Here is a 20,968-nt window from a genome sequence, read left to right on the forward strand (position 1 = left end):
GTTCATGCCAAATTACTGTATTTCACATGCCCAAAGCGCATTACGTTCACTGATTTGAATAATGACAGAACCCTGAGATTTATCCATCTCTAACACTTTAATGTAGAACGGCTGCCCATTACGTTCATCACCATCATTGATAGATTTTTTGACGATATCAATTGTTTCCCCCATATAATCACTTATCTTTTCTAGAAATTTATCATGCTTTAAATCAGCATCTTGCAGTCTTATTTCATAAGTTAAAATGGGGGCTGAAATGTGTACAAGCTCACCATAGGATGTCATTTCAGCTTGTTCACTACCATGATGAGTGTAGACAATGTGGAACTCAATTTGTTGACCCACTCGATGAACATCAAACTTTAAACCACCCGATAAGAACATCGATTGCTTGGCATCATAAACATCTGAATGACAGACCAAACTAATATCTTCATTGGGCTCAACCAAATAGTCCAATGCCATACACAGCCCCAGAATAAAGATCAAGGTGACCAGTATTGGCGTTGAACTAAAACCGATAAATAACGCTTTGGTTAGACTTCTATTCACAAAAACCTGCCGTTTTTAGCCAAGAGTCGTTGATAAAATCCCAGTTTCCTTCGATGTTCAATACTTTAAAGTTCCTAAACGCCTCGCCTTTATCGACGTTATCTTGCATCACGAAATTAAGCATGTTCCCAGTTGGGGATGAGGCTACATAGATTTGATGCCAGCTCACCTTGTTACAACGCTCTATTTTCATTGCGATATTTTTAAACCGTGCTTCAAAGGTGAATAGCGCTTCATTTGATGAGTAGATCGGTACTAACACTGACTTTTTGTCATCGAGTAATAGTTTCTCAGGTAGGGAAAAGCGGATACAGGGCGTCGTTTCAAAATGCGTTGCTAAGAACACCACGAGCATGACACCAAGCAGCAAAAGCATAGAGAATTGTTTAATCGGCAGTGCTTCATAGGGGCTATTCTGCATCTGCACTTTCGCTTTGGTATGCAGTAGATAACCTTGATTAGTGACAACCTCAATTATCGAGGCGGTATCACTGCCTAAGAATGCTTTTATGTGCGTTATCGCCAGTGCGATGTCTTGCATCGTCACAACCAGCGGGAGCAAATTGAAACACAAAGATTCAGTCGATACGACTTGACCTCTAGATGACATCAAATCACGCATCACTAGAAATTCAATATTCGATAAAGGGTGCGTTTGAGCAGTCTCAGTGTTCACCAACTGCTTTAACTCAATATCAAATCTGACTGGACCTATAAACACATTAACCACTCTGACAATTTCAATGGTTGTCAGTTTACTGTTTATCGGCCTTTACGTCCGTGATCAATCAGTGCTAGGAGAGTGTCAATTACACTTTCGTGAACTCCACCACACTAAGTTTATTTAACAATCACAATCACTTAATACAAGCTGTAACTTTTGTTGCGTGAAGGTGTGCCACGATACAAGCAAGCACAAACAACCTATGCATTGTAAACACAAAAAAGTACATTATAAAAAAGACACCTATGGAATAGGTGTCTTTTAACAGATAAATCTCAAACGTTATTTACTGCGTTATCACTAGAAAGCGTATAACAATGTCATGTTTGTTTCGGTATCTGTGCTTTTCTTATCGTCTAACGGCTCGCTGTTATATCGAACAATAACCGCAAATTTCATTGCTAATGCGCCAATAACGTTCGCTGTAATCGCTGTTTCTGAACGTCCTTCTAAGCTATCGCCATAATCAGCAATAAATTGCTGACTAAACTTAGAGGTTTCACTAATATCGTAGCTAAAGTTCATTGCACCGTGTGCCACTACGCTATCTTCATTATCGTAACCCAGTAAGGCCGACTGCTCGTCATCAAGCTGCTTATAAATGTAACCAGGACCGACTTCAGCACTAAGGTACATATTGCCACTGTCGATAAATTTATGACCGTAACCAGTAGAAGCAATGGCTTTGAAATCATAACCCGTAAAAGGGTCAACTTCATAATTACCGGTGATATACATATAGTTCTTTTCATCGAACTTATAATCACCTTGAACGCCAGCGTAATAACGTTTAGCCGTCACTTCACTGGTATCTTCTTTATAAAGGCCTTCAAATAGGTATTGGTTTTCCCAATTACCAAGCTCTTGCATCAACTTTAAACGCGCTTTTACTGATGAAGTATCAGTATTACCCGTTGTTAACGTCGCGCCTAATTCAGCTTCACCAGCGAAGGTCTTATCGCCTTCTACAAAGTCAGCCCCAGCATGTGCAGCAAAAGGAGCCGCCATGACGACAGCCATTGCCGTTAGTAATGTTTTCATTTTGTAACCACTCCGTTCACTCAATACCCTAAAATTCGCCGCGATATTAACATTTAGCGCTGTAAATTGAAAACCTACCGCATCATTATCTAACTGTTTTATCACTCAATCTAGATTGCTAGAATCTGCACTCAGCGATTTTAAAAATCAAACACTGAAATATTCTTATATTTATCCAAACAACTTAGGGACTGTATTATTGCTGACAGCCACAAACCGTTTTAACCCCAGAACAGATAAATTAGCCATGTGAAACACCAATTTATCAGTCCTCATCTGCTGACAATACCGAATTATCGGCTGAGTTTCAGCTCAATAAGTATTGATGCTAAAGAAGTTCAAATTGGGCTGTGACAATGGCAGATATCACCTCTTTTTGATAAAAAAATACCTGCACTAGGCAGGTATTTTTATCTAAGACGCTTATTTAAGCGCCATTAGCAGTAATGCTTACTTAATCTGCGGATCAAGTTCGCCAGACTGATAAGCTTTATACATCGCTTGCAGCGACTTAGGCTTGATCTTAGAGCCCATACCAGCACAACCAAAGGCTTCGTAACGAGTAGTACAGATGTCTGCCATTGCTTCCATAGACGCCTTCAAGAATTTACGTGGATCAAATTCTGTTGGGTTTTCAGCAAGGAACTTACGTACTGCGCCCGTTGATGCTAGACGCAAATCAGTATCGATATTAACTTTACGTACGCCGTGCTTGATACCTTCAACGATCTCTTCTAGCGGTACGCCGTAAGTTTCAGGAATAGCACCACCATATTGGTTAATAATTTCTAACCATTCTTGTGGCACTGAAGATGAACCGTGCATCACTAGGTGAGTATTGGGAATACGTGCATGGATCTCTTTGATACGGTCAATACGTAGCACGTCACCGGTAGGTTTACGGCTAAACTTGTATGCACCATGGCTAGTACCAATCGCGATAGCGAGTGCATCTACGTGAGTGTCAGCAACAAAACGAGCCGCTTCTTCAGGTGTCGTTAGCATTTGATCCATGCTTAAGATACCCACAGCGCCAATACCATCTTCTTCGCCAGCTTCACCGGTTTCTAAGCTACCTAGACAACCGATTTCACCTTCAACAGAAACACCACATGCGTGTGCAAATGCCACGGTACGGCGAGTCACGTCAACGTTGTAATCGTAAGATGCAGGTGTTTTACCATCCGCCATCAAAGAACCGTCCATCATTACAGATGACATACCCAATTGGATTGAACGCTGACAAATATCAGGATCGGTACCATGATCTTGGTGAATACAGACAGGGATATCTGGGTACTGCTCAAGTGCTGCAGCCATTAGATATTTAAGGAACTGCGGACGAGCATACTTACGTGCTCCCGCTGACGCCTGAACAATAACAGGGCTGTCTGTCGCTTCAGCTGCTTGCATGATTGCACGCATCTGTTCTAAGTTGTTAACATTAAACGCAGGTACGCCATATCCATGCTCTGCTGCGTGATCTAACATTTGACGTAGGGAAATTAAAGCCATTTTTTACTCCAATAATAGGGTGATTTGACTCACCGAGGTCGCTATCGTTTGGATTGATTTTTATGCGATTAAGTCATCAGCATTCTTGCTTTAAACTCAACTGCGGTTACTGGTATTTATTATAGTTTTTATATTGCTGATTTTGATGACAGCATTACTGGCGGCTAGTTTACTCTCGACTAAAATCGATTAAAACCCCTACCAGTAACCCATCTAACAAAAACTGTGTTTTCTTACTTACCACGGCTCTCTAGCATTGCCACAGCAGGAAGTTCTTTGCCTTCTAAAAACTCAAGGAAAGCACCGCCACCGGTTGAGATATAAGACACTTTATCTGCGATACCATACTTATCAACGGCCGCTAAAGTATCGCCACCACCGGCGATAGAGAAGGCATTAGATTCAGCAATCGCTTGAGCGATACGCTTAGTGCCTTCACCGAATTGGTCAAATTCAAACACGCCCACCGGGCCATTCCAAACAACCGTGCCCGCATTTTTGATAATTTCAGCTAACGCCGCTGCGCTATCTGGACCAATATCAAAAATCATATCGGTATCTAGCACTTCGCTAACATCTTTAAGTGTCGCTGTTGCTGTCGGGCTGAACTCACTTGCAACGACCACATCAGTCGGCACTGGAATGTCACCGCCACGGCTTTGGGCGTTAGCCACTAAGCGCTTAGCTTCATCAATCAAGTTAGCTTCGTATAGGGACTTACCCACTTTATGACCGGCTGCAGCAACGAAAGTATTAGCAATACCGCCACCCACAACGAGCTGATCAACTTTAGTTGATAAGCTTTCTAGTACCGTCAGCTTAGTTGACACCTTTGAACCACCCACAATCGCCACCATTGGGCGCGCTGGGTTATCAAGTGCTTTGCCTAAGGCAGTAAGCTCACCCGCGAGTAAAGGGCCAGCACATGCAATGGGAGCATGTAAACCAACACCGTGAGTCGATGCTTGTGCTCTATGCGCGGTGCCAAAAGCATCCATAACGTATACATCACAAAGGGCCGCCATTTTCTTAGCTAATGCTTCGTCGTTTTTCTTCTCGCCAACGTTGAAACGAACGTTTTCAAAAACAACCACTTCACCGACTGCAGCGTCAACACCATCAAGGTAATCACTGGCTAGGCTAACCGGACAATCTAGCGCTTTTGTTAAGTAATTAACCACTGGCTGCATTGAAAACTCAGCGTTAAACTCACCTTCAGTTGGGCGTCCAAGGTGAGACATCACCATCACAGCAGCACCCTTTTCAAGCGCAAGCTTAATGGTTGGCAGCGATGCACGTAGACGCGCATCACTTGTTACCACACCGTCACTTACAGGCACGTTGAGATCTTCACGAATAAGCACACGCTTACCTTGAAGGTCTATGTCTTGCATATTAAGAATCGCCATTTCATGCTTCCTTACGATTTAAGTTAAAGTTAAAGTTAAAAATTAAAGTAAAAACAAAACTGGATGTTGACGACGCGGGACGGAACACCGAGTCAGCAAACAAATATCTTAGCCTAAACGTTTTTTGCAGCGCGTACTGCGCTGATCATCTCTAAACTGGTATCGAGCATGCGATTAGCAAAGCCCCATTCGTTATCACACCAAAGTAATAACTTCACCAGATGACCATCGCTAACGCGAGTTTGCGTACCATCGACAATGCTTGAACGTGGGTCATGGTTAAAATCACACGACACTAATGGTTCATTAGTGTAGCCAACAACCCCAGAGTACGAACCTTCGGTAGCCTGTTTAAGTACCTTGTTAACTTGTTCGATATCGACGCGCTTATTGAGCGTAACGGAAAGGTCGATAGCGGTAACATTAATGGTTGGAACACGTACTGAGATGGCTTCAAACTTATTTTTCATGTGAGGCAAGATGCGCTCAATACCACGGGCCAATTTAGTATCGACGGGAATAATCGATTGTCCGGCGGCGCGGGTTCGACGCAGATCATCATGATAAGCATCGATCACTTGTTGATCATTCATCGCTGAGTGGATAGTGGTAATAGCCCCACTTTTTACTTGAAAATGTTTATCGAGTACATCAATCACTGGCACAATACAATTGGTGGTGCAGGAGGCGTTCGATACTATGGTATGTTCAGCTCTTAGCAGATCATGATTCACGCCATAGACAATGGTGGCATCCACATCACTTGATGATGGGTTGCTAATAAGGACTTGTCTCGCACCCGCTTTAATGTGCGCCTCGCAAGCTTGCCTGTCGTTAATCACTCCGGTAGCTTCAAACACAATATCAATGCCCATCTCTTGCCAAGGCAAGTTTTCAGGGTTGGGTTCATGTAACAGCTTAATAGCATCATCACCAATGATCATATGTTGATCATGTAATTTAACTTGGGTGTGAAAACGTCCATGGGTAGTGTCGTACTGGGTTAAGTGCAGCATCGCTTCAGGCTTTGCCAACTCATTAATCGCCACGATTTGAATTCGATCGCGTTTTTCAGACTCGTAGACCGCACGAAGAATTGAACGCCCGATACGGCCGTAACCATTAATAGCGACTCTTATCATTAACTATTTTACCTTTGTTACTGGCTGATTTCTTGATACAACAACGGCCTACCGCAATTGGTAAGCCGTAGTATCATAGAGCATCAATAGACGCAATCGACAAACTAACCTAATGGCTAGTTTGCCTGTGCATCATTAGCTTTATTGCTAAAGCTAAAGCAAATTATAGACCGTTAACGGTTGCTACAACATTCTCTACTGTAAAGCCGAAGTGCTTCAGCAAGTCTCCACCAGGGGCAGACTCACCAAAGGTTGTCATACCAACAATAGCGCCGTTGAAACCAACATACTTATGCCAGAAATCAACGTGAGCGGCTTCAATAGCCACACGCTTAGTCACGCTGCTTGGCAGAACAGACTCTTTATAAGCAGCATCTTGCTTGTCGAACTCGTTAGTCGAAGGCATAGAAACAACACGTACTTTCTGACCTTGTTCTGTAAGCGCCGCAGCTGAGTCCATTGCTAACTGAACTTCGCTGCCGGTAGCAATAAGGATTAAGTCTGGCGTACCAGCACAATCACTCAGTACATAACCACCTTTAGCCACGTTAGCTAATTGCTCAGCGCTGCGTGCTTGTGCTTTCAGACCTTGGCGACTAAAGATGAGTGATGTTGGAGCATCACGACGCTCAATAGCACTCTTCCAAGAGACAGCTGTTTCTGCTGCATCACATGGACGCCATACCGTCATGTTAGGTGTCATACGCAAGTTAGCAAGTTGCTCAACTGGCTGATGAGTTGGACCATCTTCACCTTGACCGATAGAGTCATGGGTATAAACGAAGATGTTCTGAATGCCCATCAAGGCAGACATACGGACTGCGTTACGTGCATATTCCATAAACATCATGAACGTTGCGCCGTAGTTGATGAAACCACCATGCAATGATGCACCATTCATAATGCCGCTCATACCGAATTCACGTACACCGTAGTAGATGTAGTTACCGGCTGCATCGTCTTGAATACCTTTAGAACCAGACCATAGCGTTAAGTTAGAACCGGCAAGGTCAGCAGAGCCGCCAAGTAGTTCAGGTAACATAGCACCGAAAAAGCCAATCGCGTTTTGTGATGCTTTACGGCTGGCAATGCCTTCCGCTTTATCTTGAGACTCTTGAATAAAGGCGTTTGCCTTTTCTTCAAATTCTGCAGGAAGTTCGCCCGTGATAACACGACGCTTATATTCAGCAGCTAGCTCAGGGAAAGCAGCAGTATAAGCTGCAAACTTCTCGTTCCAGCTTGCTTCGTTTGAAGCGCCAGAATCTTTAGCATCCCAACCTTCATAAACGGTTTCAGGAATTTCAAATGCAGCGTGATCCCAACCAAGGAACTCACGTGCAGCTGCAATTTCAGCGTCACCCAGTGGTGCGCCGTGGCAGTCATGGCTGCCAGATTTGTTTGGCGAACCAAAACCGATGGTGGTTTTGCAACAGATCATTGTTGGCTTGTCAGTGACAGCCTTAGCTGCTTCGATTGCCGCGCGGATAGCATTGCTATCGTGGCCATCTACGTCAGCAATAACATGCCAGCCGTAAGCTTCGAAACGCTTAGGTGTATCATCGGTAAACCAACCTTCAACATGGCCATCAATAGAGATACCGTTGTCATCCCAGAAAGCCACAAGCTTACCAAGACCTAACGTACCTGCTAATGAACATGCTTCATGAGAGATACCTTCCATCAAACAACCATCACCTAAGAAGCAGTATGTGAAGTGATCAACAATATCGTGACCTGGCTGGTTGAACTGTGCAGCCAATGTCTTTTCAGCAATCGCCATACCAACCGCGTTACTAATACCAGCGCCTAATGGGCCAGTCGTTGTTTCAACACCTGGAGTGTAACCATATTCAGGGTGACCCGGTGTTTTAGAATGCAACTGACGGAAGTTTTTCAACTCTTCAATTGGCAATGCGTAACCCGTAAGGTGCAGCAAAGAGTATATAAGCATAGAGCCATGACCATTTGATAATACAAAACGGTCACGATCAACCCACTCAGGGTTGTTTGGGTTGTGCTTAAGGAAATCATTCCATAGCACTTCAGCGATGTCAGCCATCCCCATTGGTGCACCTGGGTGACCAGAATTGGCTTTTTGAACGGCATCCATGGTTAATGCACGGATTGCGTTAGCGAGTTCTTTACGAGATGACATGCTCTCTCCTGCGTAGTGTTGGGGTATTGAGGCTTAGATCTAGCGAAGGAGGCAGCAACTTTGGTATTTGCTTTACCTTCACTACAGCAAAATTTGGAGCCATATTTTCGCCTACTAGACTGTAGGACGCAAATTTAATTCGCCCAGAATGAAAAAATCGATACATATTAGCCAATAGCGATGACAAGCTAACCATATTTAACAACACGTTAACCCACCTTTAGTGCACTAAATCTTAGTTAAAATAAGATATTTATCTATTTGCTAGCGAACCCAAGGTGCATTGATCATTTTTTTATCAGAACAAGTACCAAAATAATACAGCTAACAACAACTTTATCAGCAACTTATACAAACTTAAGCTTATTAACCATGTATTTATTAAGGACATAATAGCGTGGATTACTGCACAAAATTAACTGAAAGGGGGTGTCTTCTTTTTTGTTTTCCACTAAGATAGCCGTCTAGATGTAGATACTTCTACACATTCAAATTGTATAAAGACGAGATTTTCCATCATGGCAAAGCACTTGTTCACCTCTGAGTCTGTCTCAGAAGGTCATCCAGATAAAATCGCCGATCAGATTTCTGATGCGGTATTAGACGCAATTTTGGAGCAAGATCCAAAAGCACGCGTAGCATGCGAAACTTATGTCAAAACTGGCATGGTTATGGTTGGCGGTGAAGTGACTACTTCAGCCTGGGTTGATATCGAAGAGATCACCCGTAAGACCGTACGTGAAATCGGTTATACCCATTCTGATATGGGTTTTGACGCCGACTCTTGCGCTATATTAAATGTCATTGGTAAGCAGTCTCCAGACATTAACCAAGGTGTTGATCGCGCAGACCCTAAAGAACAGGGTGCCGGTGACCAAGGTCTTATGTTTGGTTATGCCAACAACGAAACTGACGTACTTATGCCTGCGCCGATCACGTATGCACACAAGCTCGTGAAACGTCAGTCTGAAGTACGTAAAGACAAGACGCTTTCGTGGTTACGTCCTGATGCGAAAAGCCAAGTGACTTTTGCTTATAACAGTGATGGCAGCATCCATGGTATCGACGCCGTTGTGCTTTCTACACAGCATAGCGAAGACGTCAACCAAGCCGATCTCATTGAAGGCGTAATGGAAACCATCATCAAGCCAATACTACCGGCTAAGTGGTTATCTAAAGACACTAAGTACTTCATCAACCCAACTGGCCGTTTTGTTATCGGTGGTCCAGTAGGTGATTGTGGTCTAACCGGTCGTAAGATCATCGTTGATACTTATGGCGGTATGGCTCGTCACGGTGGTGGTGCTTTCTCAGGTAAAGACCCATCAAAAGTTGACCGCAGTGCAGCATACGCAGCACGTTACGTTGCAAAGAACATTGTTGCAGCCGGTCTTGCTGATCGTTGTGAGCTACAAGTGTCTTATGCCATTGGTGTTGCAGAGCCAACATCAATCAGCATCGAAACATTCGGCACTGCTAAAGTGGCTGAAGAGTTATTGATTGATCTAGTACGTCGTCACTTCGACCTACGTCCATATGGCTTAACAGAGATGTTAAACCTAGCCCGCCCAATCTACCTTGCGACGGCAGCATATGGCCACTTTGGTCGTGAAGAGTTCCCTTGGGAAGCGACAGACAAAGCTGAAGCACTACGCGCTGACGCAGGTCTTTAATCTTCACTGATTAGACAAGCGCTTTTTATTAAGCGTTAATAAAACCGCCTACCGGCGGTTTTTTTATGTCTGGAACATTTATGAAGATTTACCATGGAGGGTCATAAAATGCTGTGTGTCACAATTTTGCTTTGTAGGTATCATGAGCAGATTGATACTATTACGCAAGACGCCATAAACTCATCCTTGAGGGCTTAACCGCAGCATCTGCCGTGTAGGACATACCAATGCAACGCAGACATGGATGTCTTAGAGTTGCCCTGCTGCAGACACTTGCTCCATATGTATCAACCTTCTCACTATTTACATTCAGAGTTCATAGGCAACTATTATTACATCACAGGAAAAGGTATCAATAGTGGAATTGACTTGGGTCGACGCAAGCCAGCGCAATGAGGTGAAGAAGTTCTATCGCCAACATATGCCTTATGCACGGCTGTTACAGAAAGAGTCTGTTTGCGTGTTAAGCCAAACCGATCCTAATCTTGATAGTTTGGGTGAGATTATTGCCGCTGCACGTATTCGGCCAATTGGTCAGTTAGCTATTTTAACTGGCATGTTAGTGCACCCAGAATTTCGTGGCCAAGGTATCGGGCATCAGCTAATGCAACAACTTGAATCTACTCTCTGTGATGGTAATACATATATTTTTGCACTCGCTCCGCTTGAACAATTTTATGCCCAACATGGATTTAGCGTCATTGAGACAGCGCCCAATGATATAGCGCAGTTGTTTTTGAAGTATCAAAGTTCTGATAAAGAACTAGTTTTGATGGGGTTAGCTGAGATAGTTAAGCGATAGTTTCGCCTGCCAAATCAGCAAGATAAATAAAATTACATCCATTACCTAAAGGTAACTTCTAACAGTAGTGATTCCAATGACCTGCGGTCAGCGCATGTGCGGCTACTGCTGAGGCACGCAGCAACTCTCAATAAAAGAAAGGGTCCATGTAACCTCAACGAAAACATCTGACCTCCATGGACGGAGGGAATGCCAAATTCTGTATGGAACAGAATTGGCCATGTCATGGACGGTCATTGCCGCATCTACACTGGGTTAGAAAAGCACAATCGTCTAGCATCAGAGTTACTAATTATAAAAGTTTAACCTGACCCCATTTATCCAGGATATACGGTAACGGCCACTTAAGCGGACAGAAATAGTTGGCTAAAATAGTGTAGCGAAGCGAAACATAGCCAACTATTGATGTTCCGTTTAAAGTTCTTGCTATATGCTTTTTAGTGCACTACAAAGCTACTTCCATTTTAAAATATGCAACATCAGCTTTATAAAAACGATCACTGCACTTATACATTTCAAAACGCTCATAAAACCCTAAAGCAGATTCTCTAGCGTCACACCAAAAAACTTTCGCCTGAGTGTTTTTTAGATCACGAATGATAAAATCTAACATTTTAGAACCGATACCTTGGTTTTGAAAGCAAGCATCGGTAGCAAATTTTCTTAAGCGAGCTTTTTCTGCTTTTAGATAAATAGAAGCAACACAAATAAGCTCATTATTGATGAATGCACCAAAATGAATACCTTCCTCATCACCATCAACCTTGCAAAATTCAGGCGGCTCATTTGGCCATAAAACTTTATGACGAAGAGGAATAGTCTCTTTCCACTGAATACTTCTAATTTCCATATATTTAACGAAACCTCCAGTGGTATATAACGCCCTGTTAAGGGGCAAAATTTAGTAGGCTAAAATGTTGAGGAACGAAAAACAGCCAACTGTATTTTGTCCCGCTTGAACAGCTTGTATGGGTATTATGTACACCATTCCCCTAGAACGTCAGAGGAAGAAAAACCATGCATCATTATTTTATCTGGATCATCACCAAAACCTAAAGCGAAGTCATTTTCAGATTCTAAGGTTAACAACCAACTGCCGTCATAATTAGCGATTGCCCAAACTTTAGAACTTTTATATTTTTCAAAATCACCATTATCCGCACATGTTGATATAACTGTAGCTTCAACAGGCGTTATAACGTTTGCTAATAACTCTTTAGACAACCTTTCAACGAAGTCTTCATAAGTTTCACCTTTAGGAGTAATGACTTGAGCATCTCCTGTTAGTGCAGCTTTAATTTTTGATAATGCTTCAGACTTATTCATACACCTAACGCCCTGCTAATAAGTGAGCTGCATGCAGGCGAATGGCTCTGCAATTGGCGTGACAGCTTTGGAGAATCTGAATTCAGCAGCTTGTTATACATTTAATCTGTTACTGTAAACTTTATTTTCTCTAACTCAATTTCATCCCAAAATATTTGAAACTCAAAAACACCGGGTTTATCAACTAGATCCCATTGTGTATACCTAAAATACCTTCTATCCACAATATCAGGTGTGGCTTGAATAATTCTAGGTTCAAACTCAAGATTGAGTGCTTTTGAGCCATCAGCTTTTAATTCAAAAATTTTTGTTTTCAGTAGATGAGGGTCGTTGTCATTCAGCTTAATATAGAAGCCAAAAGCGGTTTCTGAACCAGAAAATATTTTGTCTTTGGTAACTGAGTTTGTTGCCTTTATAAACTGAATACCAGTGTTCGGATCCAGGCTAACAAGCCCAGATTCTACTTCTAATGAGTAAGATGGTGTAGCAAAGAGCACATTCAACACAATTAGTAACTTTATGAACTTCAAGATTCCCTTCCTATAACATGTATAACGTTTTGCTAAACGGCGAGCGCTAGCGAGTCCAGTGAAGGCCGTGTTTTGGCCGAAACGGTTTTTCAGCAACTTATTATAAGTCATTTGATTTTGGTTTTTCTGAACTTAATAATGGCTGAAAGTAATCTAGATAAATAGTAGAACTTCCTACCTTTATACCTGGATTAGTCGGGTCAGAGTAAAATTTAATCTTCAGGACTAACAGAAAATACCGATCCCCCATCGGAGTTGCCGAGGTTATTGAAGTCAATCGCGTGAGCGAGGCATGGATGCCGAGATAGCATTAGGTGAGCCATGGATGGCGAATATGAGGTGATAGCGATTGTCGAAAATAACTGAGGGATCACAACTTCGTTAGGGGCGGCTCAGGTGATGCAAGAGGGGGAAGCTGTTGTCCCCCTTTTGCCCGAGTGTGAGCTGGAAGCTCACGACCTTTCATCAAACGGAGTTTGATTTACCCGCTAGGGTGCGGGATGGAATCCCACGACGTTGGTCAGTTGCAACCTGACACAACTATGACTTATTTGCCAAAACCTCTTCCAGTTTAAGCCCGGTTAAATCATGGATGGTGCGCCATAAATAATAAAATATTCCCATCATCATCAACATAGACGGCAAGGCTATCATCGGGTAACTGTATAGGGTCAATTGTCCCAACTGTTCATTAAACTCAGAGGTACCTGTTGGGCTAGTGACGATCCATTTAGCCAGTACATAATTCATAATGGCGGAGAACGCGAACGAGCCCGCAACCAAGTAGGTAGCCTTCATTAGTCGCTGCTCAAATGCAGCCACGCAATTGGTTTGCTGCAGTCGCTTGATAATCTTGTCAACATCCATCACCGCTGGATTAAATATGATAGCTTTAATTAATGGCTTAGAGGTGAAGGTCGAAATAATGACTGCAATGCCAATAGCGGCTGGAATGGCGGCCTCTTTGATTGCCAACCACTTAAGGTCTAGTGCCAGTAAACCAATCCCACCGGTCAACAGCACATTGGCTAATCCAAGCAAGGCAATAAAATTAAACTTCTTATATTTTATCAGCTCAAATATGCCCCAGCCCAGTGGAAAGCTTAACGCTAACATTAATCCACCACTCGCCCCTAACTGATCTTCACCACTTAGCTTCATTAGAATAAAAGCGGGGATAGCAATGCTCACTAACAGGTCAACCAATGGCCGAGGTTTATGTGTCGATGTACTACTCATATGTTGTTTTCCAGGCGAAGTTTGCAAGCTTCGAAAAATTTAAAGATAAAAACCATTACTGCAACTCTTATGATGCCAGTATCGATACTCACTAACGTATAGCTGCGTCGAAATACCTTGTTTTACATTAAATGTCACTCTCATCAAACATTGTTGAGACAGAGCTGACTGGTGACTGTAACGTAAATAAATGAAGGTCAGCTTAAATTTTCTAGAACTTCGATACTAAATAGCAATGACTTGAACAAATCAAACCAATAGCGAGGCTCACAGACAACGCCAATTCCCCATAGGAGTTGCCGAAGTACGTTGAAGATGCCTTTGCTCGTATAAACAGTAAACATCATTAACTAACCTCAACCCCTATAACGACAGAATCTAATCTCCCCCGTTGGAAGTTTCGCTTATCAGAAATTTCGCCGGGGCGCTGAGGGTTCACTAAGAGGTACAAGCGCTAACCCTTGCTTAGCTGCCGTTCCATACATTTGTAAAGCCATCCACATCAGACGAGTAGTTCTCCGAGCCTGGATGTGGAATGGAATTTCACGAAGTTGGTCAAGAGCACACTTGATACGCTACAGCAGTAGGCAAAGTGCCATCCGCCTAACCTAACCATTTACCGTTGATGTATCAGCTAATTTAAACTGACTTGTTAATGTAATAAAGCTAAAACTTACTACGAAAGAAGCGACTTCAGAAGGGTATTTTACATCAAAATACATTAATATCGGGGGCAAAATATATAGTTGAATATAGATTGAAGGCATAAAGCCGATAGCAAAAAATGTAAAATTTGTTGACTGTTTTATATTCACATTACAATATGGACAGGATTTAACCTTAGCAATCCTAAAGTTAAATTTAGAAAAATACTTTAATCTGCCATCACAGGACGGACACCGCATAATACTTCCTTGTATAAACTACATAGCCATAAATAGCTAAATTACATCGAACCAAATTAGCGAAAAAGAAACATTAAGTAAATAGAGCTCTGCTCAATGTCGAGATTACTCCCAAAACACATTTTATTAATCAGGACAGAGTCAGCTTTCGTTAACCTCACCTATAACTCGCTCTACAACCAGCCACAAACAGCAAATAAAAAAACGCTACTTCTCCATCAAAGTTGTCGAAATACGTTGGAAACTATTTATAAAAAAGAGTTGTGTAACTCCAAACATAGATGTGGTCATAGTTTTCAATTAATGACGGTCAGAGTAAACAGATCCTTTGCTCGTATAAACAGTAAACATCATTAACGAACCTCAACCCCTATAACGACAGAATCTAATCACCCCCGTTGGAAATTTCGCTTATCAGAAATTTCGCCGGGGCGCTGAGGGTTACCCTGATGAAATCAAGAGCGGGCGCAAGCGCTTTGCCCCTTGGCTCTGCTCTTGATTACTAGAATGGGCGAAGCACCACGACCTTTATCAAACGAAGTTTGATTGATTTAGTTGTTAGACGCAGTCTAACTTAAAACTCAAGCGCAGCTTAGTATCTTAAAAAGCTAAACCGTTTTCAGCCCGAAAACACCTTTAACAATGGTCAAAATGCGAATTTTCCATGCACATAAACGATACCTGTTGCATCGACAAAACCGCTGGCTGCAGTACCACTATCGATTCCGCATCAATAACCGCTAGATCTGCTACTTCATCAATCTTATTAGCATAAGAGTTAGTGCGACCACAATAGATAAAGTGCTTCTTCCAACGCACTAGATAACTGTTTTCCTGCTTACCATCAACCATTAATTCAGCTTCCAAGGCGTGGCACTCCTCGTCTTTTTCCGTCAATACCGCGACAACCAATTTAAGGTTGTCGTAAGCAGGCAGATTTAATTGCTGATAAGGCGCAAAGAATGAAGCAACAGGTTCAGACAACATAAATATCCTTAGAAAAAGCTTTCAGTCGTTGGTAACACCAACAGATAGTAATCACGCTCATCGAAACTAATAAAGTCGACAACTTGCATGCCTCCTTTACGAGTATGTGCAGCAAAAGAAGCGCCATTATCTTCAGCAATAAAGGTCAACATATAAGGCAACTCTTTAGAGACTGCTTTTCGGACAAACTTCACCAGCGCTTCAAAAATGCCTTGGCCACGGTAGTCGGTAGCAATCCAAATGGGTCCGTACTGGCAACAATTTTTTTCAGTCAATCTTGCCTTGTCATATTCAATTCTTGATAAGCGATTGAGTAAATTACGATAGATTGGCCACTGCTTAAAGAAAGCCCAACGTCCAGCAATAACATAACCCACAATATGCCCGTCAAGCTCAGCAACGACAACCCAATGTTGAGTCACCAGACAGGTTAAATCTGCTTGGCTAAACGATTGCCCATCAAGGCTGCTATTTCGCTGTTCAATCGACAGTTCATCTTGTAACTGACTTTGCTCTAAAGCCGCAAGAGGCAAGACATCTTCCAGCGTCGCTAACCGAATATTGATATTTTTCTTCCATTATTTTTTAGAGTAATGACACTAACTACAACGGCTATTATATCAAGTTTATCGCGCTAAAACGTGCCCATTAACAACATGCAATATACAAAGCTTAATCATTGTGATCCGATGAGCGCTAATTAAGCAGATCTACACAACATTTTCACTAATTTTACATTTAAACAACTTAGTAAACACAGTATAGTACCGCGTCATTCATGCATTATTTTATGCTGACTTCTTAGCATAAATAGTCACTAGCGAGTTTAATCATGTTAGCCCAGCACATAGATCAAAACATTTGGCTAAGAGAGCAAGACCACCCTGCTGTAAGCATGACAAGGTGGCAACTACAAGTCGATTTACTTAACGACTTGTATCGTGCAAAAACCAGTCTTATCGTACAGTTTTCAGCTGAAGATGCGCAAATAGTTTGCGGTAAAGCACATGCTGACAGCCCATTAAAAACAGGCTTGTTATTGGAAAGCTCACTACTGATTGGGCCAGTAAATTCAAGCAGCTGCTATGGTACAAGCTCATTAATACCCAATGAGATTGGCGCACTTTTTTCACACTATGAGCAAGTATTGAGTTTGCAGCTATCTTGGCCTGATGGTCGAGTGTTCGGTTGTATTTTAATTTGTGATCCTGACACAACTCAAGCTTCATCCGCTTCACTAACGGTGATTGAATCGGTGCGCTCTTTGCTGCAAGGCGAACTAAAGCAAGTGTACTTAATGCAGCAAGTGCGACGCTTATCGTTTCAAGATGAAACCACTCAAATGCTAAACCCATATGGCTTTGGCCTCATGGCGCCAAGACAGCTGAGTTTGAGCCGACGTTTTGGCTCACATGCTGGGATCATCATCATTGAAATGATCGACAGTCCACTGATGCGTAATGCTCCGCTATCGGTATCGCAAAAAGCACGATTATTGGCACGCATTATTGCTGAGAGCTTACGAGAAGCTGACATGTCAGCCCGTATCGAGGAGAATAAGTTCATCATTTTAGCTTTTGTCGACAGTGAACCGAATTTAGAGACCCTCATTACTCGTCTGCGAAAACAGATCACTAGAGAAGCTGGAAAGTTAAGTATCGTCGTCGGTAAAAGCTTTTTTACACCCGATGCACAGCAGTCTCTAATACCGATGCAACAAGCTGCCGAGGACGATCTCGAACTGCGTCGCCAGTCTTTAGTCACCAAGCCCTATTGATCAGGTGTTTGATCCTTCGCCCATTGTAGAAACAACGCAATGGGAAAGGGAGACATCATCACCATCCCTAAACCCGCTAAACTGGCAATAATCGTTATTCCTGTTACTTGTTGCTGCATTTCCGTAAAGAAAAATAGCCCGATGCCGCATAACAGCATACTTAGTCCGACCCAATGCAGCATTTTGAGGTAATTAATTACATTTTTTTGCACTAACAATCGCCTTATTTCAGTTGGTTTTGAGCTAAAATACTTACAACATATCGATATTAATCACTTTGGATCCGTAAAATGATAAAACAATCCCTTATCGTAGCTGGTTTGCTACTAGGTTTATCCGCATGCCAGTCAACTCAGCAAGTCCAAATCGAGGATTTAGCTATTGAGGGGACATGGCATATTGAAGTTGCAAACGGTCAACCTGTTATCGACTATAGCCCAGCTCAACTGACTTTCGAAGCAGAAGGTAAATTAACGGGCAACAATAGCTGTAATAATTTCTTTGGAAGTTATGTTTTATCGGGTCAATCGTTGCAGCTTCAACCCGCGGGTAGCACCATGAAAGCCTGTGTTGATGCCTTAATGGCACAAGAGCAACGCGTTATGCAGGCGATGCCTGATATCAGCCAAGGCAAGCTCAGCAAAGGCAAACTACTGCTGCAAGATACGGACAATAAAACGCTATTAATACTCAGTAAAAAATAACTATTCGTCGCTCGTATTAACGACTAAAACCCAATAACAAAAAAACCGCCTAAATAGGCGGTTTTTTATTATTACTTAGCGACTATGACTTTAGCTTCTCAGCAATTTCTGCACTCTCTTCCGCGCCGGCATTATAATGTTCGATGTTGAGTTCGCCTTCTGATTTGGCAATCACAGTGGTTGCGACTAAGTCACCAGAGACATTCACTACGGTGCGGGCCATATCAAGTATACGGTCGATACCTGCAATTAACGCCACCCCCTCTAATGGCAAACCAACCGTGGTTAACACCAGTGTTAGCATCACTAAACCTGCACCGGGAACACCCGCGGTTCCAATTGAGGCTAACGTCGCGGTGAGGATAATCGTGATGTAATCCACCCAGCTAAGGTCGATACCAAATGCTTGGGCAACAAACAGTGCAGTCACACCTTGGTATAGGGCGGTTCCATCCATATTGATGGTGGTACCCAGTGGCAATACAAAGCTAGAGATTTTTTTATTCACCCCTAAATATTCATTGGCACACTTCATACTTACTGGCAACGTACCTGCCGAGCTAGAGGTGGTGAATGCGACCGCAATGGCATTACGGATCCCCTTAAAGAACTGTAGAGGATTTAGTTTGGCGAAAACAATTAATACAATGCTGTAGAAGCCAACAATATGTAAGAAGCAACCGATATACACTGCCACAATGACTTTAATCAATGGCATCAACATACCCACACCATATTCGCCAGCCACCCATGCCATAAGGCCAAATACACCGTAAGGTGCAAGTTTCATCACCATATCGGTTAATTTGTACATCGCTTCAGCGAGGCTTTCGAATACTTTTATCGCAGGCTTGCCATGGTCACCAATCAGTACCAGAGCAACGCCTAGAGCAACGGCAAATACAATCACTTGCAATATCTGACCACTGGCGAGTGCTGCGATAGGGTTAGTCGGCACGATATTAATCAAAGTTTCCATCACCGATGGCGTCGCTTTAACAACCTCATCAGAGGGTCCAGCGACCATACCTAGGCCTTTACCCGGTTGTAAAAAGTGACCCACTGCAAGGCCGACAGTTATCGCTATCGAGGTGGTGCCTAAATAGAAGGCAAATGACTTAAAACCGATACGCCCCATCTTGGCTGTATCTTGCATCGATGTGACACCCACAATAAGCGAGCAAAACACCAAAGGGACAATAAGCATCTTAATGGTATTAACAAATAGGGTTCCAATTGGCTTTAATACGGTTGCTTGTTCACCAAAACCGACGCCGGTTAAGATCCCCAGCAACATACCGATCAGGATCTGCAGCCACAATGGCACAGACATCCAGCTTGACCACACTTTGCCAAAAAGTGAAGTTTGTTGTTTTGACATAATTAAACCTTGCAACAATTGGAAAGGAAGACACAAGCAAATGCATGCTTGAAAAAATAACGCGGCAGTTTAGCATAGGCATTAAATGGCAGGGATGATCTATATCACGCTGACCCCTTCAATAAATTAGTCGCAACGATTACGCCTAGGTCATTAAGGAATTCGTAATTTTACGCCTCAAATTTTGAGTTTTTCTCATTTTTAGAGAAGTGCATTGTGTGCAATGCTGCTGGCGGCTGTTCTCGCTCAATTAAATAACTCCAGTAGGCATCATCAAAGCCACTAAAGAACTGTTTATGCTTTCCCTCTGAGCGCAGGATAAGCCACCACCAAACGAGCCCCCAAACGCCAAAAGTCAGCAGGGTCGCCACAAAATGACGCGGGTGATTAATCGGTTTAAACGTCTGAATCTGTTGTTCGCTGCCAGCATGACGGCTTTTGTCACCGGAAGGGGGCGTGTTATCCATCATCACCTCAACTTTCTTTAACCTTAAAAAAAGTGTAGCAGAGTGAGACTTTAGTCGAATGCCAATCAATCAATATAATCGAAAAATTGCAATTTAAAATTATCACGCATGGTAAAGTGACTCAAAAAAAAGGGATATACCATGATAATTCGTAAAGGCCAATCTACCGATTTACAAGCGCTAATTAACTTCAATCAAGCTATGGCACTGGAAACAGAAGACCTTGCGCTCGACACCGATGTACTAACAAAAGGGGTTCATACACTCCTCACATCGCCAGAAAAAGGTTTTTACCTGGTGGCTGAAGTCAATGGGGAAATAGCAGGTTCATTAATGGTGACTTTTGAATGGAGCGACTGGCGCGCAAAAGACTACTACTGGATCCAAAGTGTCTATATTCGCCCTGAGAATAGACGCCAAGGGATCTACAATAACCTCTATCAAGCCGTTAAAGATATTGCCGCTCAAAATGGCGGTGCAGCAAGCTTTAGACTTTATGTTGAGCAAGATAATACTAAAGCGCAACAAACTTACAGCGCATTAGGCATGGAGCAGAGCTATTACCTAATGTACGAAGAGAAATAAAAGGCAATTGTGCCCAGGTGCCGTCACCTGGGTGAGTCAAATCTGTTTCAC

Annotated in this window: 21 protein-coding genes; 5 read left to right on the top strand and 16 right to left on the bottom strand. The window is 42.7% G+C overall.

Translation table 11 applies throughout. The features are described 5' to 3' along the window. Positions 1 to 12: 12 nt before the first annotated feature. From CXF86_RS04580 to tkt, 7 genes are all read right to left on the bottom strand, one after another. On the bottom strand, positions 13 to 555 hold the full coding sequence (locus tag CXF86_RS04580; RefSeq protein ID WP_101091730.1) for a hypothetical protein: 543 nt from the start codon (positions 553 to 555) through the stop codon (positions 13 to 15). Continuing rightward, positions 548 to 1,276 carry a helix-turn-helix domain-containing protein gene (locus CXF86_RS04585; RefSeq protein ID WP_145991707.1) on the bottom strand — a complete coding sequence of 243 codons (729 nt, stop codon included), beginning with the start codon at positions 1,274 to 1,276 and terminating at the stop codon, positions 548 to 550. Before CXF86_RS04585 ends, CXF86_RS04580 begins: the two co-directional genes overlap by 8 nt. A gap of 303 nt (positions 1,277 to 1,579) precedes the next feature. Then, positions 1,580 to 2,320 carry a DUF481 domain-containing protein gene (locus CXF86_RS04590; RefSeq protein ID WP_101091728.1) on the bottom strand — a complete coding sequence of 247 codons (741 nt, stop codon included), beginning with the start codon at positions 2,318 to 2,320 and terminating at the stop codon, positions 1,580 to 1,582. Positions 2,321 to 2,770: 450 nt separating this feature from the next. Further along, complete coding sequence (fba, locus tag CXF86_RS04595) at positions 2,771 to 3,835, bottom strand: class II fructose-bisphosphate aldolase (protein ID WP_101091727.1); 1,065 nt, start codon at positions 3,833 to 3,835, stop codon at positions 2,771 to 2,773. Between the two features lie 233 nt (positions 3,836 to 4,068). Then, positions 4,069 to 5,244, bottom strand: a complete 1,176-nt coding sequence (locus CXF86_RS04600; protein WP_101091726.1) for a phosphoglycerate kinase — start codon at positions 5,242 to 5,244, stop codon at positions 4,069 to 4,071. A gap of 113 nt (positions 5,245 to 5,357) precedes the next feature. Then, positions 5,358 to 6,386: an erythrose-4-phosphate dehydrogenase gene (epd, locus tag CXF86_RS04605; RefSeq protein ID WP_101091725.1), complete on the bottom strand. Its 1,029-nt coding sequence runs from the start codon at positions 6,384 to 6,386 to the stop codon at positions 5,358 to 5,360. Between the two features lie 163 nt (positions 6,387 to 6,549). Next, entirely contained in the window at positions 6,550 to 8,541 is a 1,992-nt protein-coding gene (gene tkt / locus CXF86_RS04610) for a transketolase (RefSeq protein ID WP_101091724.1), read from the bottom strand. Positions 8,542 to 9,059: 518 nt separating this feature from the next. Here tkt and metK point away from each other — a divergent pair. Beyond that, a complete protein-coding gene (gene metK / locus CXF86_RS04615; protein WP_102038444.1) occupies positions 9,060 to 10,214 on the top strand; it encodes a methionine adenosyltransferase in 1,155 nt (384 codons plus the stop codon). Positions 10,215 to 10,572: 358 nt separating this feature from the next. Beyond that, the gene (locus CXF86_RS04620; protein WP_102038445.1) at positions 10,573 to 11,016 is read left to right on the top strand and encodes a GNAT family N-acetyltransferase; all 444 of its coding nucleotides are present in this window, start codon (positions 10,573 to 10,575) and stop codon (positions 11,014 to 11,016) included. Positions 11,017 to 11,461: 445 nt separating this feature from the next. On the opposite strand, the gene CXF86_RS04625 is transcribed toward CXF86_RS04620, so the two are convergent. The 6 genes from CXF86_RS04625 to CXF86_RS04650 form a co-directional block, all read right to left on the bottom strand. Then, on the bottom strand, positions 11,462 to 11,866 hold the full coding sequence (locus CXF86_RS04625; protein WP_102038446.1) for a GNAT family N-acetyltransferase: 405 nt from the start codon (positions 11,864 to 11,866) through the stop codon (positions 11,462 to 11,464). A 125-nt stretch (positions 11,867 to 11,991) separates the two neighbouring features. After that, positions 11,992 to 12,342: a hypothetical protein gene (locus CXF86_RS04630; RefSeq protein ID WP_102038447.1), complete on the bottom strand. Its 351-nt coding sequence runs from the start codon at positions 12,340 to 12,342 to the stop codon at positions 11,992 to 11,994. Positions 12,343 to 12,443: 101 nt separating this feature from the next. Then, a complete protein-coding gene (locus CXF86_RS04635) occupies positions 12,444 to 12,872 on the bottom strand; it encodes a hypothetical protein (RefSeq protein WP_102038448.1) in 429 nt (142 codons plus the stop codon). A gap of 540 nt (positions 12,873 to 13,412) precedes the next feature. After that, positions 13,413 to 14,111 (bottom strand): VC0807 family protein, encoded by a 699-nt coding sequence (locus CXF86_RS04640; protein WP_102038449.1) that lies wholly within the window; start codon positions 14,109 to 14,111, stop codon positions 13,413 to 13,415. A 1,541-nt stretch (positions 14,112 to 15,652) separates the two neighbouring features. Beyond that, on the bottom strand, positions 15,653 to 16,003 hold the full coding sequence (locus CXF86_RS04645; protein ID WP_101091718.1) for a hypothetical protein: 351 nt from the start codon (positions 16,001 to 16,003) through the stop codon (positions 15,653 to 15,655). 8 nt (positions 16,004 to 16,011) lie between these two features. Next, positions 16,012 to 16,569 carry a GNAT family N-acetyltransferase gene (locus tag CXF86_RS04650; RefSeq protein WP_102038450.1) on the bottom strand — a complete coding sequence of 186 codons (558 nt, stop codon included), beginning with the start codon at positions 16,567 to 16,569 and terminating at the stop codon, positions 16,012 to 16,014. A gap of 266 nt (positions 16,570 to 16,835) precedes the next feature. Here CXF86_RS04650 and CXF86_RS04655 point away from each other — a divergent pair, with 266 nt between their 5' ends. Further along, on the top strand, positions 16,836 to 17,780 hold the full coding sequence (locus CXF86_RS04655) for a GGDEF domain-containing protein (protein ID WP_102038451.1): 945 nt from the start codon (positions 16,836 to 16,838) through the stop codon (positions 17,778 to 17,780). Here the strand turns inward: CXF86_RS04655 and CXF86_RS04660 are convergent. Then, positions 17,774 to 17,992, bottom strand: a complete 219-nt coding sequence (locus CXF86_RS04660; RefSeq protein ID WP_101091715.1) for a hypothetical protein — start codon at positions 17,990 to 17,992, stop codon at positions 17,774 to 17,776. The genes CXF86_RS04655 and CXF86_RS04660 overlap by 7 nt on opposite strands. A 78-nt stretch (positions 17,993 to 18,070) precedes the next feature. Between CXF86_RS04660 and CXF86_RS04665 the strand changes: the two genes are divergently transcribed. Beyond that, on the top strand, positions 18,071 to 18,484 hold the full coding sequence (locus CXF86_RS04665) for an META domain-containing protein (protein ID WP_101091714.1): 414 nt from the start codon (positions 18,071 to 18,073) through the stop codon (positions 18,482 to 18,484). An 82-nt stretch (positions 18,485 to 18,566) separates the two neighbouring features. On the opposite strand, the gene CXF86_RS04670 is transcribed toward CXF86_RS04665, so the two are convergent. Together CXF86_RS04670 and CXF86_RS04675 are read right to left on the bottom strand one after the other, a co-directional pair. Then, positions 18,567 to 19,865 carry a dicarboxylate/amino acid:cation symporter gene (locus CXF86_RS04670; protein WP_101091713.1) on the bottom strand — a complete coding sequence of 433 codons (1,299 nt, stop codon included), beginning with the start codon at positions 19,863 to 19,865 and terminating at the stop codon, positions 18,567 to 18,569. Between the two features lie 170 nt (positions 19,866 to 20,035). Then, positions 20,036 to 20,335: a hypothetical protein gene (locus CXF86_RS04675; protein WP_102038452.1), complete on the bottom strand. Its 300-nt coding sequence runs from the start codon at positions 20,333 to 20,335 to the stop codon at positions 20,036 to 20,038. 138 nt (positions 20,336 to 20,473) lie between these two features. On the opposite strand from CXF86_RS04675, the gene CXF86_RS04680 reads away from it, so the two are divergent. Then, entirely contained in the window at positions 20,474 to 20,917 is a 444-nt protein-coding gene (locus CXF86_RS04680; RefSeq protein ID WP_101091711.1) for a GNAT family N-acetyltransferase, read from the top strand. Positions 20,918 to 20,968: the final 51 nt, after the last annotated feature.

The organism is Shewanella sp. GutCb (assembly GCF_002836135.1).
Lineage (GTDB): Bacteria > Pseudomonadota > Gammaproteobacteria > Enterobacterales > Shewanellaceae > Shewanella.

Bases quoted from the DNA above. Each gene is read 5' to 3' on its own strand.
- CXF86_RS04590 (WP_101091728.1), bottom strand. From the start codon at position 2,320: ATGAAAACATTACTAACGGCAATGGCTGTCGTCATGGCGGCTCCTTTT.
- fba (WP_101091727.1), bottom strand. From the start codon at position 3,835: ATGGCTTTAATTTCCCTACGTCAAATGTTAGATCACGCAGCAGAGCAT.
- CXF86_RS04600 (WP_101091726.1), bottom strand. From the start codon at position 5,244: ATGGCGATTCTTAATATGCAAGACATAGACCTTCAAGGTAAGCGTGTG.
- epd (WP_101091725.1), bottom strand. From the start codon at position 6,386: ATGATAAGAGTCGCTATTAATGGTTACGGCCGTATCGGGCGTTCAATT.
- tkt (WP_101091724.1), bottom strand. From the start codon at position 8,541: ATGTCATCTCGTAAAGAACTCGCTAACGCAATCCGTGCATTAACCATG.
- metK (WP_102038444.1), top strand. From the start codon at position 9,060: ATGGCAAAGCACTTGTTCACCTCTGAGTCTGTCTCAGAAGGTCATCCA.
- CXF86_RS04625 (WP_102038446.1), bottom strand. From the start codon at position 11,866: ATGGAAATTAGAAGTATTCAGTGGAAAGAGACTATTCCTCTTCGTCAT.
- CXF86_RS04630 (WP_102038447.1), bottom strand. From the start codon at position 12,342: ATGAATAAGTCTGAAGCATTATCAAAAATTAAAGCTGCACTAACAGGA.
- CXF86_RS04640 (WP_102038449.1), bottom strand. From the start codon at position 14,111: ATGAGTAGTACATCGACACATAAACCTCGGCCATTGGTTGACCTGTTA.
- CXF86_RS04645 (WP_101091718.1), bottom strand. From the start codon at position 16,003: ATGTTGTCTGAACCTGTTGCTTCATTCTTTGCGCCTTATCAGCAATTA.
- CXF86_RS04655 (WP_102038451.1), top strand. From the start codon at position 16,836: ATGTTAGCCCAGCACATAGATCAAAACATTTGGCTAAGAGAGCAAGAC.
- CXF86_RS04665 (WP_101091714.1), top strand. From the start codon at position 18,071: ATGATAAAACAATCCCTTATCGTAGCTGGTTTGCTACTAGGTTTATCC.
- CXF86_RS04670 (WP_101091713.1), bottom strand. From the start codon at position 19,865: ATGTCAAAACAACAAACTTCACTTTTTGGCAAAGTGTGGTCAAGCTGG.
- CXF86_RS04675 (WP_102038452.1), bottom strand. From the start codon at position 20,335: ATGATGGATAACACGCCCCCTTCCGGTGACAAAAGCCGTCATGCTGGC.
- CXF86_RS04680 (WP_101091711.1), top strand. From the start codon at position 20,474: ATGATAATTCGTAAAGGCCAATCTACCGATTTACAAGCGCTAATTAAC.